Here is a 14,181-nt window from a genome sequence, read left to right as displayed (position 1 = left end):
GGGTTTATTTGAGATGCTTATTTTTAAGAGTATGCTTTTATTTTAGGAATGTTTTGATCCGATGAGTCGAAAGCTCAGGTTGTGCTCACTCTTAAGTTGATGGGCATGGTACCTTCACCTCATCTTCTAAAAATTGATACCCTTGTTTTTTTCGTTTGCGAGTTGTAACACCATGAGCTAAAACAGTAGTGGATTCAGGATAGTTAGGGTCAATAGTTAGTAGGCATGCTTTAAACAGTTGGCTAATTCCATAAAATAACAACATTGGTTGAATGGAAAATGGAGCTGTCTTATATAATTCATAATAATTTTTCCCGTGTTCTAAGTAATAAATAAAGGGATAACAATTTTCAAAACTTTTTTTTTCTGCATCCTGAATAGAGGATTTTTCATAACAACGGGCAAGATAACGTTGTACATTTTGAGATGAAAAAAAGAAACTTAACTGCTGCCAAGTACAAGATGTTTGATGCATATATTACGCTCCTTTTATTGTCTAAAAATTCTAACATATATATACGTCCTTGACAGTATTTTAACCAATTGATAAGCTACTAATAATAATTTCTGGTATCATAGGGGGAACAATTATGTGGGAATCTAAATTTGTTAAAGAAGGTTTGACTTTTGATGATGTATTACTTGTACCAGCTAGGTCAGATATATTACCAAGAGAAGTAAGTGTTAAAACAGTTTTATCTGAAAGCTTACAGCTAAACATCCCGTTAATTAGTGCAGGAATGGATACAGTAACAGAAGCTGACATGGCTATTGCAATGGCTCGCCAAGGTGGTTTAGGAATTATTCATAAGAATATGTCTATTGAGCAACAAGCAGAGCAAGTTGATAAAGTAAAGCGCTCTGAAAGCGGCGTTATTTCAGATCCTTTCTTCTTAACTCCAGAACATCAAGTATATGATGCAGAACATCTTATGGGAAAATATCGTATCTCAGGTGTACCGGTTGTAAATAATTTAGATGAGCGAAAGTTAGTTGGTATTATTACAAACCGTGATATGCGCTTCATCCAAGACTACTCAATCAAAATTTCTGACGTAATGACAAAAGAACAATTAATTACAGCTCCAGTTGGTACTACACTGGAAGAAGCTGAAAAGATCCTACAAAAGTATAAAATTGAAAAACTCCCTCTTGTTGATAATAACGGTGTATTACAAGGGCTTATTACAATAAAAGACATTGAAAAAGTAATTGAATTCCCAAACTCTGCTAAGGATAAGCAAGGACGCTTATTAGTTGGAGCAGCAGTTGGTGTAACAGCGGATGCTATGCTTCGCATTGATGCATTAGTAAAAGCTAGTGTAGATGCAATTGTACTTGATACAGCACATGGGCATTCTAAAGGTGTTATTGATAAGGTAAAAGAAGTTCGTGCTAAATACCCATCACTAAATATTATCGCTGGAAATGTTGCTACTGCTGAAGCAACGAAAGCATTAATTGAAGCTGGTGCAAACGTAGTTAAAGTTGGTATTGGACCAGGTTCTATTTGTACAACACGCGTTGTAGCCGGTGTTGGTGTACCACAATTAACTGCAGTTTATGATTGTGCAACAGAAGCTCGCAAACACGGTATTCCAGTTATTGCTGATGGCGGTATTAAGTACTCTGGTGATATGGTGAAAGCATTAGCGGCAGGAGCACATGTTGTTATGCTAGGTAGCATGTTTGCAGGTGTTGCAGAAAGTCCTGGAGAAACTGAAATTTACCAAGGTCGTCAATTTAAAGTGTATCGTGGTATGGGTTCTGTCGGTGCGATGGAAAAAGGAAGTAAAGATCGTTACTTCCAAGAAGGCAATAAAAAACTTGTCCCAGAAGGTATTGAAGGACGAGTGCCATATAAAGGACCTTTAGCAGATACAGTTCACCAATTAGTTGGTGGCTTACGTGCAGGTATGGGATATTGCGGAGCACAGGATTTAGAATTCTTACGCGAAAATGCACAATTCATTCGTATGTCAGGTGCCGGCTTACGTGAAAGTCATCCTCATCACGTACAAATTACAAAAGAGGCTCCAAACTACTCGTTATAATGTCTTATATACAAATAGACAGAGATTTGATATCTCTGTCTATTTTTTTTTGATTATGTTAGAATAACGGTTATGTGAGTACATAGATATTGGGGGTAGCAAAAGTGAAAGGTATGTTTTGCAAAAGATTCATTGCTTTGGTAACAGTGCTTACACTAGCTTGTAGCATCTTTATGCCATATAGCAATGCATCAGCTGAAACAGGAGCCGCTTTAAACATTGAAGCAGGTGCGGCAATTTTAGTAGAAGCGAATTCTGGGAAAATTTTATATCAAAAGAATGCAGATGAATTATTATCCATTGCTAGTATGACAAAGATGATGAGTGAATATTTAGTTCACGAAGCAGTGGATAAAGGAAAACTTAAGTGGGACCAGAAAATTAAGGTTTCTGAATATGCATATAAGGTTTCACAAGATGCTTCATTATCAAATGTTGCATTAGAAAATGGTGGCTCTTATACAGTAAAAGAGTTATACGAGGCAATGGCAATCTTTTCTGCAAATGGTGCAACAATTGCATTAGCAGAAGCAATTGCAGGTAAAGAAGTAGACTTCGTAAAAATGATGAATGATAAATCGAAAGAACTAGGGTTGAAAAATTATAAATTTGTCAATTCTACAGGTTTAACGAATAAAGATTTAAAGGGAATGCATCCTGAAGGAACAACAGCGGATGAAGAAAATAAAATGTCTGCAAAGGATGTTGCAACTTTAGCACAACATTTAATTAAAGATTATCCAAAAGTGTTAGATACAGCAAAAATCCCTAAAAAAGAATTCCGTCCAGAAAAAGAGAAGTTTGGAATGTCGAACTGGAACTGGATGTTAAAGGGCTTAGTTAAAGAATATGATGGTGTAGATGGCTTAAAAACAGGCTCAACTCCAGAAGCAGGAGATTGCTTCACTGGTACGGTTGAAAGAAACGGAATGCGTTTTATTTCTGTAGTTATTAAAACAAGTTCTCATACAGCACGTTTTGATGAAACAAAGAAGCTATATGATTATGGATTTGCTAACTTTGAAGTGAAACAAATGTATAAAAAAGGTTCTTCAGTAAAAGGACAAGAAACAGTACGAGTAGAAAATGCGAAAGATAAAGATGTAGCAGTTCAAACGAAACAAGCTATTTCACTTCCAGTGCCAAAAGGAAGTAAAGATGTTTATAAAACAGAATTAAAAGAATCAAGTAAGGGACAAGAAGCACCTATTAAAAAGGGAGCTGCGCTTGGTCAAATGGTAATTACGCCAAAAGATACAAACGACCCTGGATTTTTAACTGGTAAGTCACTGCAAGTGGATCTTGTAACGACATCTGAAGTAGAAGAAGCAAACTGGTTTACTCGTGCTATGCGCGGAATTGGTTCATTCTTTAGTGGTATGTGGAATAGTGCTGTTGATACAGTAAAAGGTTGGTTTTAAAAGCTCCTCACGATAGGAGCTTTTTTTTATTCCTATTTTTCATACCGACTTTATGAAAAAGTAGTAGACAAGCATCTGATAGTTAGTGGTAGAATGTAAGAGTATTCTTAATTTTCGCCTTTAACGGGGGAAAGCAATTCACCTAGGGGGGTTTTTGTACATGACAAATGTAACAGGGACAGAACGTGTAAAACGTGGAATGGCAGAAATGCAAAAAGGCGGCGTTATTATGGACGTAGTTAACGCTGAACAAGCAAAAATTGCAGAAGAGGCAGGCGCAGTTGCCGTTATGGCATTAGAGCGTGTACCAGCAGATATTCGTGCAGCAGGTGGCGTTTCTCGTATGGCAGACCCAACAATTGTTGAAGAAGTTATGGGTGCGGTGTCAATTCCGGTTATGGCAAAATGCCGTATCGGTCACCTTGTAGAAGCACGTGTATTAGAATCATTAGGGGTAGACTATATCGATGAGAGTGAAGTATTAACTCCTGCTGATGAAGTATACCATTTAAATAAACGTGATTACACAGTTCCATTTGTATGTGGTTGCCGTGATATCGGAGAAGCTGCACGTCGTATTGCAGAAGGTGCATCTATGCTTCGTACAAAAGGTGAACCAGGAACAGGAAACATTGTAGAGGCAGTGCGTCATATGCGCCAAGTCAATGCAGAAATCCGTCAAGTTGCGAGTCTACGTGAAGATGAGTTAATGACATATGCAAAAAATACTGGCGCTCCTTACGAAGTATTACTTGAAATTAAACGTCTTGGTCGCTTACCAGTTGTAAACTTTGCGGCAGGTGGTGTAGCAACACCAGCAGATGCAGCATTAATGATGCAACTTGGTGCTGATGGGGTATTTGTTGGATCTGGTATCTTCAAATCAGAAAACCCAGAGAAATTTGCACGTGCAATCGTTGAAGCAACGACTCATTATGAAGATTACGAACTAATTGCAAGCCTTTCTAAAGGATTAGGTAATGCAATGAAGGGTGTCGAAATTTCAACGTTATTACCAGAACAACGCATGCAAGAGCGTGGATGGTAATTAAAGGAGAACTTTAAAATGGTGAAAATCGGTGTACTAGGTCTTCAAGGTGCAGTTCGTGAGCATGTAAAATCAGTTGAAGCAAGTGGTGCAGAAGCTGTTGTTGTAAAGCGTATAGAGCAACTTGAAGAGATTGATGGTCTTATTTTACCGGGCGGTGAAAGTACAACAATGCGCCGTCTTATTGATAAGTATGCTTTCATGGAACCACTTCGTACATTTGCAAAGTCTGGTAAACCAATGTTTGGTACATGTGCAGGGATGATTCTTCTTGCGAAAACACTTATTGGCTATGAAGAAGCACATATTGGTGCTATGGATATTACAGTTGAGCGCAATGCGTTCGGACGCCAAAAGGATAGTTTTGAAGCTGCGCTTTCAATTGAAGGTGTGGGTGAAGACTTCGTTGGTGTATTTATCCGTGCGCCGTATGTTGTAGAAGTAGCTGATAATGTTGAAGTGCTTTCTAAGCATGGTGACCGAATGGTAGCGGTAAGACAAGATCAGTTTTTAGCAGCTTCATTCCATCCGGAATTAACAGATGATCATCGTGTGACAGCATACTTTGTTGAAATGGTAAAAGAAGCGAAAATGAAAAAGGTTGTATAAGTAACTTGCAACTTGTATAAGATTATAGTAAATTGATGGTAACAATTTTATAAAATAAGCGTGTTGATAGGAAATAGTAACAAATGTCGTTTCTTATAGAGAGTCGATGGTTGGTGGAAATCGATAGAAACAGTTTGTGAATCCATCCTGGAATGGAATGTGGAATATCTTTTGGATTAGTAAGCATTCCCGGTGAAGAGCCGTTATTTCTACTTGAGAGGAAAGCGGTAATGCTTTCAACTAGGGTGGCAACGCGGGTTAACTCCCGTCCCTTTATATAGGGACGGGAGTTTTTTGTGTTTTATAAAATAAAAGGAGGAGTATATAATGCTTGATATTAAATTTTTACGTACAAACTTTGAAGAAGTAAAAGCGAAATTACAGCATAGAGGCGAAGATTTAACTGATTTCGGACGTTTTGAAGAACTTGATACGAGAAGAAGAGAACTACTTGTTCAGACAGAAGAATTAAAAAGTAAACGTAACGAAGTATCTCAACAAATTTCTGTATTAAAGCGCGAAAAGAAAGATGCAGAAGCTCTAATTTTAGAAATGCGTGAAGTTGGAGAAAAAGTAAAGGATCTTGATAACGAACTTCGTACAGTTGAAGAAGACTTAGAAAGATTAATGTTATCTATTCCAAATATCCCTCATGAATCTGCTCCAGTTGGTGAAACAGAGGATGATAATGTAGTAGCACGTACTTGGGGAGAAGTGAAAGAATTTACTTATGAGCCAAAACCACATTGGGATCTTGCTACTGATTTAGGAATTTTAGATTTTGAACGCGCTGGGAAAGTAACAGGAAGCCGCTTCGTATTTTACAAAGGTGCTGGTGCAAGATTAGAGCGTGCTTTAATTAGCTTTATGCTTGATCTTCATACTGATGAGCATGGATATGAAGAAGTATTACCTCCATATATGGTAAACCGTGCAAGTATGACAGGAACAGGACAACTTCCAAAGTTTGAAGAAGATGCATTCCGTATTGAAAGTGAAGATTACTTCTTAATTCCAACAGCTGAAGTACCTGTAACGAATATGCATCGTGATGAGATTTTAAATAAAGAGCAATTGCCTATAAGATATGCTGCATTTAGCTCTTGCTTCCGTTCTGAAGCAGGTTCAGCTGGGCGTGATACACGTGGTTTAATTCGCCAGCATCAGTTCAATAAAGTAGAGCTTGTGAAGTTCGTAAAACCAGAAGATTCTTATGAAGAGTTAGAAAAGTTAACAAATGATGCAGAACGCGTGTTACAATTATTAGAGTTGCCATATCGCGTTATGAGCATGTGCACAGGCGATTTAGGATTTACAGCAGCGAAGAAATACGATATTGAAGTATGGATTCCAAGCTATGGCACATATCGTGAAATTTCTTCTTGTAGTAATTTTGAAGCTTTCCAAGCGAGACGTGCAAATATCCGTTTCCGCCGTGAACCAAATGGAAAACCAGAACATGTTCATACATTAAATGGATCTGGTCTTGCAATTGGACGTACGGTTGCAGCTATTTTAGAGAACTACCAACAAGAAGATGGTACAATTATAATTCCAGAAGTTCTTCGCCCTTATATGGGAGGAAAAACAGTTATTAAGTAAATTTAAACATTCATCGGTATGAGTGATTGGTAATTATGAGCGTTGTCAGTACTGTAATGTAGGAAGGGGAAAGTAAAATTTTCCTTTCCTCATAATTTATTTTAGTAGGGTTGACTAACTGTTTTTCTTTTGATATTATATTTGATGTCAATATGGAGGTATACCCAAGTCTGGCTGAAGGGATCGGTCTTGAAAACCGACAGGCGGCGAGAGTCGCGCGGGGGTTCGAATCCCTCTACCTCCTCCAGATATAATTGACAACAGCGCATATAAGTGGAGATTGGAGAACTCGTTACCAACACGTAACGAGTTTTTATTTTAAAACCAATCATAAAGTATGGTGTAAGGTAATTTTGTCCTTATTACACACTCATATTCCGATGATTATCTTCATAGATATGAAAGGAGTCAACATGGATCTTATTATACAAACGTTTCCTTTAGATGGAAAAACTTTATATTATGTACAATGTCCTGTCTGTAAGAACAATAGAATTTTAAACAGTGGTGCAAACGTATCACGCATTATTAGTGATGATACATTCCGTAAACTTTGTGGTTGTACTTGTGATGTAAAACCAGCTACGAGTAAAGTAGAGGCGCCAAAACAAGTTAAAAAAGCAGCTGTAAAGAAAGAAGCAGCTCCAAAACGTACAGGTAAAGTATTAACGGCAGTAATTAACGGGAAAGAAATGACTGTTAAAGAGATTGCTGAAGCATACGATATTAGTACAAGTACTGTTCGTCAGCGCATTAACGCAGGAAAACCTGAGAGTGAAATTATTGCTCCAACAAAGAAGAAGTAATTTAATAGGAAAACCCGTGCATATGCACGGGTTTTTTATTTTACAAGTTTACGTGTTTGTTTTAAAAAATGGCCAATTTTTTTTATGATTGGTTCGATTGAATCACCATCTTTTAAAATATCGTACTCATTAATATTTAAGCGTAATACAGGGCATGAATTAAAGTTGTTAATCCAGTTTTCATAACGTCCATGCATTTCTTTCCAGTACTCAATTGGTGTTTGCTGTTCCATTGGGCGCCCGCGTTCTTGAATACGATCGACAATATCATCGAAAGAACCTTCTAAGTAAATTAATAAGTCTGGATGAGGGAAGTAAGGAGTCATGACCATAGCGTCAAATAAACCTTTGTATGTTTCATAATCAGTTTCTGTCATTGTTCCTTTTTCATGATGCATCTTTGCGAAAATTCCAGTGTCTTCGTAAATGGAACGATCTTGAACAAAACCGCCACCATATTCAAAAATTCTTTTTTGTTCCTTAAATCGTTCTGCTAAAAAGTACACTTGTAGGTGGAAGCTCCAGCGAGTGAAGTCCGCATAGAACTTGTCCAAATATGGATTGGAATCTACTTTTTCAAATGATGTGCGATAACCTAAAGCATTAGCTAATGCAGTTGTCATAGTTGATTTACCCACACCTACTGTTCCGGCGATAGTGATTACCGCGTCATTGGGTATATCATATTTTTGCCTTAAATTCATTATTATTTCGACTCCTTTAAGAGAGTATTTTGAAGGGCAGATAGGATAACGTTTAAATCATCAGGATTTTTTACAAAATCCATATCGTCGCCATTAAATTTCAATACTGGTATTTCCGGATGATCTTTTTTAAAAGCATCCATTGCTGTTTCATAATCTTTTGTGAGCTGTAGTAAGTAATTTGGATCCATGTTTTTTTCAAATTCTCTTCCGCGCATGGCGATTCGTTTTTGCAATGTTTCTAGGCTAGCTGTTAAATAAATAATGACATTTGGCACAGGCATATCTTGTGTAAGGATACGATAAATTTGCATGTATTTGTCATATTGAGAGTCTTTTAATGTGCGGGATGCAAAAATTAAATTTTTAAAGATATGGTAATCCGCTACTACTGGTTTCCTTTGATTCAAGTACTTTATGTTAATGTCTTCTAATTGTTTGTATCTATTACAAAGAAAGAACATCTCTGTTTGAAAACTCCATTCGTCGATGTCTTCATAGAACTTTCCTAAAAAGGGATTTTCATCAACAATCTCTTTTAGTAAGTGGAGTTGCATGTGAGTTGAAATTTCCTTCGCAAGTGAAGTTTTTCCAACACCAATTGGTCCTTCAACCGTGATAAATGGTACTCCGGTCACGCTGTTTCCTCCTTTCAATCAGTGATTTACCGTGACTACTAAAAACACAAAACAGAATTATTGTAGCACAAGAGGGAAGCGAGCGGGTTAATTTGATATAAAAAGTTAGAAAATAGATATATGTATTAATTAAATTTTATTTTGGTTGATGATGTTATATTTGCTTTCAATGTAGTTTCCATTATTTTTAAAGCATGTATATTATCTTGGTCGTTGTTAGAGGCGATACAATCCTGTGGTACATACAATTTATAATTTCTCATATGAGCATCATTAGCTGTAAATAGGATACATATATTTCCGGCAACCCCTGTTAATATTAGATTTTCTATTTTTAAATAACCTAGTAATGAATTTAAAGGTGTTTCATAAAAAGCGGAATAATGTGGTTTAATAAAAATGTACTCATCAAAACTTGGAGCAATCTTATGGATTATATTTTCGCTATATTTATTTGTGCAATGAGTAATAAGTTGGTCGATATCAGATCTCCAAAGTTGATAATGGTCATTAACGTAAATTATAGGATAGCCGAAGGATTTCATTTTTTTCTTTAATTGTAAAATAGGGTTTGTTATAGTTTCGCATTTTTTAGCTAGAATGGGTCCGTGGGAAAATTGAAAGTCATTAATCATATCGATAATGAGCAAGGCGGTATTTTTCATATGTAATCCCCTCTCTTTTTTCTTTTAGGGTGGATTGAATTTGTAAAAGTTATCCCCTGTGTAGTAAATGGAAATAAGTGTACTTTATTTGTAATGAAAGGACTATGTTATGGAACAAGATCAAGATATTTATTTTATGCAATTAGCGATAGAAGAAGCTAAAAAGGCAGAGGAAATACAGGAAGTACCAATTGGAGCAGTTATAGTGTTAGATGGTGAGGTAATTAGTGTTGCCCATAATTTAAGGGAAACTGAGCAAAGATCAATAGCTCATGCTGAGTTGCTAGCGATAGATGATGCATGTAAAAAATTAGGGACATGGCGTTTAGAAGATGCAACATTGTATGTAACATTAGAACCTTGTCCAATGTGTGCGGGTGGAATTGTTTTATCACGAGTGAAGCGAGTTGTATATGGTGCAAGTGATCCGAAGGGCGGATGTGCAGGGACATTGATGAATCTTTTAACGGATGAACGCTTCAATCATCAATGTGAAGTAGTATCTGGTGTACTAGAGGAAGAATGCGGTACGTTGTTAACAAACTTTTTTAGAGAGCTTCGTAAAAAAAGAAAAGCAATAAAAAAATTAGAGAAGAATACTGGGAACTAACGTATTTGCATTTTCTAAAGAAACAAGTTATACTGATAATGCCTTTAATGAAGGCAACCGAATATTGGTTTTAACTTTGCCGTGCTAAGCGGGGAGGTAGCGGTGCCCTATACTCGCAATCCGCTCTAGCGAGGCCGAATCCCCTCTCGAGGTTATGTTGCTGTAAGGTCTGCCTTAAGTAAGTGGTGTTGACGTTTGGGTCCTGCGCAACGGGACCCCGTGAACCTTGTCAGGTCCGGAAGGAAGCAGCAATAAGCGGGTCTTCTCGTGTGCCGCAGGAGTGCCTGAACCGAGCTAACTGCTTGAGTAACGCTTATGGTACGTAATCGACGGAGGGTGCACGGCAGTTATATATGTATACAAAACTCACCTTAATACAAAGGTGAGTTTTTTGTATAGAAAATAACTTTTGGAATCTATAAACAGAATGGGTTATAATAAATGAGATAATAACCTTTGAGGGAGGCCGTATTTTCGTGTCATACCAAGCGTTATACCGAACATGGAGACCGCAAAAGTTCGAAGATGTAGTCGGTCAAAAGCACGTGACAAAAACGTTGCAAAATGCCCTTCTTCAAGAGAAAGTTTCACATGCTTATTTATTTTCTGGCCCGAGGGGAACAGGAAAAACGACAATTGCAAAAGTATTTGCAAAAGCAATTAACTGTGAACATGCTCCGGTAGCTGAACCTTGTAATGAATGTCCTTCTTGTTTAGGAATCACACAAGGATCCATTTCAGATGTATTAGAAATTGATGCGGCTTCAAATAACGGTGTAGATGAAATTCGAGATATTAGAGATAAAGTAAAATACGCTCCAAGTGCTGTAGAATATAAAGTATACATTATTGATGAAGTTCACATGCTTTCTATGGGTGCATTCAATGCGCTTTTAAAAACCTTAGAAGAGCCGCCAGGACATGTTATCTTTATTTTGGCGACAACAGAACCTCATAAGATCCCACCTACAATCATTTCACGTTGTCAGCGCTTTGAATTCCGAAAAATATCAGTGAATGATATTGTTGAGAGATTATCAACGGTCGTGACAAATGAAGGTACGCAAGTGGAAGGTGAAGCATTACAAATTGTTGCGCGTGCTGCCGAAGGTGGTATGCGTGACGCGCTTAGTCTTATTGATCAGGCTATATCTTATAGTGATGAGATTGTTACGACAGAAGATGTATTGGCCGTAACAGGATCTGTTTCTCAGCAATACTTAGGCAATTTAGTAGAGTGCATACGTGAAAATGATGTATCAAGAGCATTGCAAATCATAGATGAAATGATGAGTAAAGGGAAGGATCCAGTTCGTTTTATGGAGGATTTCATTTACTATTATCGTGATATGCTTTTATATCAAACTTCACCACAACTAGAACATATGTTGGAACGAGTAATTGTAGATGATCAATTCCGTAAGTTGAGTGAAGAAATGCAACCGGAAGTGATCTACGAGATTATTCATACCCTTAGTAAGGGACAACAGGAAATGAAGTGGACAAATCATCCGCGTATTTTCTTAGAAGTTGTTATGGTGCAATTGTGTCAACAGTTTATGATGCAAGCAAATGGTACAGATCGTTTGCAAGCAATTATGAACAGGATGCAGCAACTGGAGAAAGAGTTAGAGCAAGTCAAAAAGAACGGTGTGCCAGCTGGTGTACAACAGGAAGTAAGAGAGACACGTGCAACACCAAAACCGGTACGAACAGGAAGTATGAAAATTCCTGTCGGACGTGTAAATGAAGTATTAAAACAAGCGAAGCGTCAAGATTTAGAACAATTAAAAGCTGTATGGGGTGAGTTGTTAGGAAGACTCAAATCATATAACAAAGTAGCGTTTGCCGTTTTACTTGAAAATAGTGAACCAGTGGCAGCTTCAGATGACACTTACGTTTTAGCATTTCAATATGAGATTCACTGTAAGATGGCGAGCGAAAATCGAGAAGCTATGGATACAGTAGAACAAGCTTTATTTGAATTGCTAAGTAAAAGGTTAAATATGATTGCTATTCCAAAAAGTGAATGGGGTAAAATCCGTGAAGACTTTTTACAACGTGAAGGTGGAGAGTCTGAAGAAAGCCCGGAGAAAAAGGAAGACCCTCTTATAGAAGAGGCAGTGAAGTTAGTAGGGCAAGAACTCATTGAAATAAAAGAGTAATAATAATTAGGAGGAATTAATTATGATGCGTGGCGGAATGGGAAATATGAATAACATGATGAAACAAATGCAAAAGATGCAAAAGGACATGGCGAAAGCACAAGAAGAGCTTGGTGAAAAAACAGTTGAAGGTACAGCTGGCGGCGGAATGATTACAGTTATTGCAAATGGTCACAAGCAAATTCTTGAAGTGAAGATTAAAGAGGAAGTTGTAGATCCAGAAGATATCGAAATGTTACAAGACTTAGTATTAGCTGCAACAAATGATGCACTTAAAAAGGCTGATGAGCTTTCAAACTCTACAATGGGTAAATTTACAAAAGGCTTAAACTTACCAGGTGGAATGTTCTAGGAGGATATTGATACATGCATTATCCAGAACCAATATCAAAACTAATCGATAGTTTTATGAAGTTGCCAGGTATCGGACCGAAAACAGCGGTTCGATTGGCATTTTTCGTATTAGATATGAAAGAAGATGATGTGTTAGGTTTCGCGAAAGCACTTGTAAATGCGAAGCGAGATTTAGCGTACTGTTCTGTATGCGGACATATTACTGATCGTGATCCTTGTTATATTTGTAATGATTCACATCGAGATCAATCAGTTGTTTGTGTCGTGCAAGAACCGAAAGATGTAATCGCGATGGAAAAAATGAAAGAGTATCAAGGTGTATATCATGTGTTACGTGGTGCGATTTCTCCTATGGAGGGAATTGGACCGGAAGACATTAATATCCCGCAACTCTTAAAGCGACTACATGATGAAACGGTACAAGAAGTGATATTAGCAACAAACCCTAATATTGAAGGGGAAGCTACAGCGATGTATATCTCCCGCCTCTTAAAACCTACAGGCATTAAAGTAACTCGTATTGCACATGGTCTGCCAGTTGGTGGAGATTTAGAATATGCAGATGAAGTGACATTATCCAAAGCGTTAGAAGGGCGCAGAGAAGTATAAGAGGAGAAACAAAAATGTTCTTTCAAAAAAAGGGTAAATTGCGTAAAGAGTATGACGATAAGTTAATTGTACTTTTGGAAAAAGTGAAGAATGAGTGGTTACGTCAGAAGAGAATGGTCGAACAAAGTGTAGAACCGTCTCAAGATGTCATTTGTTCTTTGAAAATAGCAGAGGCGAAATATTTCTTTTTGTTGAAAGAAGCAAAGCGTCGTCCTGTAAAAATGGAACAATGGTAAAAGGTTCTGCTTTCTAAGCAGGCCTTTTTATTTTGTTTTTTTAATGCTGAGGTATTGTTTTATTTAGTTTATATGAAAGAGATGCCGCTTATGATACCTGTTCTTTTTTATTGTCTTGTCCCATACAAATAGATGTATAGGTCATTCATAAGGAGGAAAAAATGAATTCTACAATTATTATTGTTGGCATTCTTACTTTAGTATTTATTTTTCTTGTTTTTGGTGTCGTCTCTAAGCCATTACGTTTTATAGGTAAGGTGATTTTTCATGTTACTTTAGGAATAGCATTGCTTTTTATCGTAAATGTTGTAGGGACATATTTTGATTTTCATATCCCAATTAACATGGGTACAGCAGCAATAACGAGTTTATTAGGCCTACCAGGTGTGGCAGCATTAGTGATTATTAAGCTTTATATCATGCCAAGATAAAATTATTTTGGCATTTTTTTTAAAAGTGTTGACTATTAAATGATTAATATGGTAAATTAATAAGCGTCGTCAGGAACGAAAGAAAAAAGTTGTTGACAGATTTAACGCGAAATGTTAAATTATAAAAGTCGCTGAAACGCGATATTGAACTTTGAAAACTAAACGAAACAAACAACGTGAAACGTCAATTTTTATTTTAGATGCTAGACAAACTAACTTTATTGGAGAG

The 14,181-nt window shown here is 37.0% G+C and carries 15 protein-coding genes, 1 tRNA gene, 1 other RNA gene, 1 pseudogene and 1 other annotated feature; of the genes and pseudogenes, 14 read left to right on the top strand and 4 right to left on the bottom strand.

Annotated elements, in window-relative coordinates; translation table 11 throughout:
- Positions 1-109: 109 nt before the first annotated feature.
- Positions 110-475: pseudogene (locus MR168_RS28630) on the bottom strand (YaaC family protein); the annotation flags it as partial.
- Between the two features lie 115 nt (positions 476-590).
- On the opposite strand from MR168_RS28630, the gene guaB reads away from it, so the two are divergent.
- From guaB to MR168_RS28595, 7 genes are all read left to right on the top strand, one after another.
- Positions 591-2,054, top strand: a complete 1,464-nt coding sequence (guaB, locus tag MR168_RS28625; RefSeq protein ID WP_000264088.1) for an IMP dehydrogenase — start codon at positions 591-593, stop codon at positions 2,052-2,054.
- Positions 2,055-2,167: 113 nt separating this feature from the next.
- Positions 2,168-3,475 (top strand): D-alanyl-D-alanine carboxypeptidase DacA, encoded by a 1,308-nt coding sequence (dacA, locus tag MR168_RS28620; RefSeq protein ID WP_124749816.1) that lies wholly within the window; start codon positions 2,168-2,170, stop codon positions 3,473-3,475.
- Positions 3,476-3,635: 160 nt separating this feature from the next.
- Positions 3,636-4,523, top strand: coding sequence for a pyridoxal 5'-phosphate synthase lyase subunit PdxS (gene pdxS / locus MR168_RS28615; protein WP_000186165.1), 888 nt, complete (start codon positions 3,636-3,638; stop codon positions 4,521-4,523).
- Between the two features lie 18 nt (positions 4,524-4,541).
- Positions 4,542-5,132 (top strand): pyridoxal 5'-phosphate synthase glutaminase subunit PdxT, encoded by a 591-nt coding sequence (gene pdxT, locus MR168_RS28610; protein ID WP_000238785.1) that lies wholly within the window; start codon positions 4,542-4,544, stop codon positions 5,130-5,132.
- A gap of 54 nt (positions 5,133-5,186) precedes the next feature.
- Positions 5,187-5,408, top strand: a binding site (T-box leader).
- 51 nt (positions 5,409-5,459) lie between these two features.
- Positions 5,460-6,734, top strand: a complete 1,275-nt coding sequence (serS, locus tag MR168_RS28605) for a serine--tRNA ligase (protein WP_000884187.1) — start codon at positions 5,460-5,462, stop codon at positions 6,732-6,734.
- Positions 6,735-6,888: 154 nt separating this feature from the next.
- A tRNA-Ser gene (locus MR168_RS28600) sits at positions 6,889-6,981 on the top strand.
- Between the two features lie 166 nt (positions 6,982-7,147).
- Entirely contained in the window at positions 7,148-7,540 is a 393-nt protein-coding gene (locus MR168_RS28595) for a sigma factor-like helix-turn-helix DNA-binding protein (protein ID WP_000364193.1), read from the top strand.
- Positions 7,541-7,575: 35 nt separating this feature from the next.
- Here MR168_RS28595 and MR168_RS28590 read toward each other — a convergent pair whose 3' ends face one another.
- The 3 genes from MR168_RS28590 to MR168_RS28580 form a co-directional block, all read right to left on the bottom strand.
- Positions 7,576-8,244 carry a deoxynucleoside kinase gene (locus MR168_RS28590; RefSeq protein ID WP_001053585.1) on the bottom strand — a complete coding sequence of 223 codons (669 nt, stop codon included), beginning with the start codon at positions 8,242-8,244 and terminating at the stop codon, positions 7,576-7,578.
- A 2-nt stretch (positions 8,245-8,246) separates the two neighbouring features.
- Positions 8,247-8,882, bottom strand: coding sequence for a deoxynucleoside kinase (locus MR168_RS28585; protein WP_086412204.1), 636 nt, complete (start codon positions 8,880-8,882; stop codon positions 8,247-8,249).
- Positions 8,883-9,007: 125 nt separating this feature from the next.
- Positions 9,008-9,547 (bottom strand): cysteine hydrolase family protein, encoded by a 540-nt coding sequence (locus MR168_RS28580; RefSeq protein WP_006917832.1) that lies wholly within the window; start codon positions 9,545-9,547, stop codon positions 9,008-9,010.
- Between the two features lie 109 nt (positions 9,548-9,656).
- On the opposite strand from MR168_RS28580, the gene tadA reads away from it, so the two are divergent.
- From tadA to MR168_RS28545, 7 genes are all read left to right on the top strand, one after another.
- A complete protein-coding gene (gene tadA, locus MR168_RS28575; RefSeq protein ID WP_000434329.1) occupies positions 9,657-10,157 on the top strand; it encodes a tRNA adenosine(34) deaminase TadA in 501 nt (166 codons plus the stop codon).
- A 79-nt stretch (positions 10,158-10,236) separates the two neighbouring features.
- An RNA gene (gene ffs, locus MR168_RS28570) (signal recognition particle sRNA large type) lies at positions 10,237-10,501 on the top strand.
- 132 nt (positions 10,502-10,633) lie between these two features.
- Positions 10,634-12,322 carry a DNA polymerase III subunit gamma/tau gene (gene dnaX / locus MR168_RS28565; protein ID WP_000121587.1) on the top strand — a complete coding sequence of 563 codons (1,689 nt, stop codon included), beginning with the start codon at positions 10,634-10,636 and terminating at the stop codon, positions 12,320-12,322.
- 25 nt (positions 12,323-12,347) lie between these two features.
- A complete protein-coding gene (locus MR168_RS28560; protein ID WP_014894853.1) occupies positions 12,348-12,674 on the top strand; it encodes a YbaB/EbfC family nucleoid-associated protein in 327 nt (108 codons plus the stop codon).
- A gap of 14 nt (positions 12,675-12,688) precedes the next feature.
- Positions 12,689-13,285, top strand: a complete 597-nt coding sequence (recR, locus tag MR168_RS28555; RefSeq protein WP_000559169.1) for a recombination protein RecR — start codon at positions 12,689-12,691, stop codon at positions 13,283-13,285.
- Between the two features lie 14 nt (positions 13,286-13,299).
- The gene (locus MR168_RS28550) at positions 13,300-13,521 is read left to right on the top strand and encodes a YaaL family protein (protein ID WP_000466019.1); all 222 of its coding nucleotides are present in this window, start codon (positions 13,300-13,302) and stop codon (positions 13,519-13,521) included.
- Positions 13,522-13,682: 161 nt separating this feature from the next.
- On the top strand, positions 13,683-13,952 hold the full coding sequence (locus MR168_RS28545) for a pro-sigmaK processing inhibitor BofA family protein (protein WP_001089276.1): 270 nt from the start codon (positions 13,683-13,685) through the stop codon (positions 13,950-13,952).
- Positions 13,953-14,181: the final 229 nt, after the last annotated feature.

Origin of the sequence: Bacillus cereus group sp. BfR-BA-01356 (genome assembly GCF_022663635.1) — a bacterium.
Classification (GTDB): domain Bacteria; phylum Bacillota; class Bacilli; order Bacillales; family Bacillaceae_G; genus Bacillus_A; species Bacillus_A cereus.
Note: the sequence above shows the minus strand (reverse complement) of the source record. Positions and strands in the feature narration are given on the sequence as shown.

Bases quoted from the DNA above. Each gene is read 5' to 3' on its own strand.
- guaB (WP_000264088.1), top strand. From the start codon at position 591: ATGTGGGAATCTAAATTTGTTAAAGAAGGTTTGACTTTTGATGATGTA.
- dacA (WP_124749816.1), top strand. From the start codon at position 2,168: ATGTTTTGCAAAAGATTCATTGCTTTGGTAACAGTGCTTACACTAGCT.
- pdxS (WP_000186165.1), top strand. From the start codon at position 3,636: ATGACAAATGTAACAGGGACAGAACGTGTAAAACGTGGAATGGCAGAA.
- pdxT (WP_000238785.1), top strand. From the start codon at position 4,542: ATGGTGAAAATCGGTGTACTAGGTCTTCAAGGTGCAGTTCGTGAGCAT.
- serS (WP_000884187.1), top strand. From the start codon at position 5,460: ATGCTTGATATTAAATTTTTACGTACAAACTTTGAAGAAGTAAAAGCG.
- MR168_RS28595 (WP_000364193.1), top strand. From the start codon at position 7,148: ATGGATCTTATTATACAAACGTTTCCTTTAGATGGAAAAACTTTATAT.
- MR168_RS28590 (WP_001053585.1), bottom strand. From the start codon at position 8,244: ATGAATTTAAGGCAAAAATATGATATACCCAATGACGCGGTAATCACT.
- MR168_RS28580 (WP_006917832.1), bottom strand. From the start codon at position 9,547: ATGAAAAATACCGCCTTGCTCATTATCGATATGATTAATGACTTTCAA.
- tadA (WP_000434329.1), top strand. From the start codon at position 9,657: ATGGAACAAGATCAAGATATTTATTTTATGCAATTAGCGATAGAAGAA.
- MR168_RS28560 (WP_014894853.1), top strand. From the start codon at position 12,348: ATGCGTGGCGGAATGGGAAATATGAATAACATGATGAAACAAATGCAA.
- recR (WP_000559169.1), top strand. From the start codon at position 12,689: ATGCATTATCCAGAACCAATATCAAAACTAATCGATAGTTTTATGAAG.
- MR168_RS28550 (WP_000466019.1), top strand. From the start codon at position 13,300: ATGTTCTTTCAAAAAAAGGGTAAATTGCGTAAAGAGTATGACGATAAG.
- MR168_RS28545 (WP_001089276.1), top strand. From the start codon at position 13,683: ATGAATTCTACAATTATTATTGTTGGCATTCTTACTTTAGTATTTATT.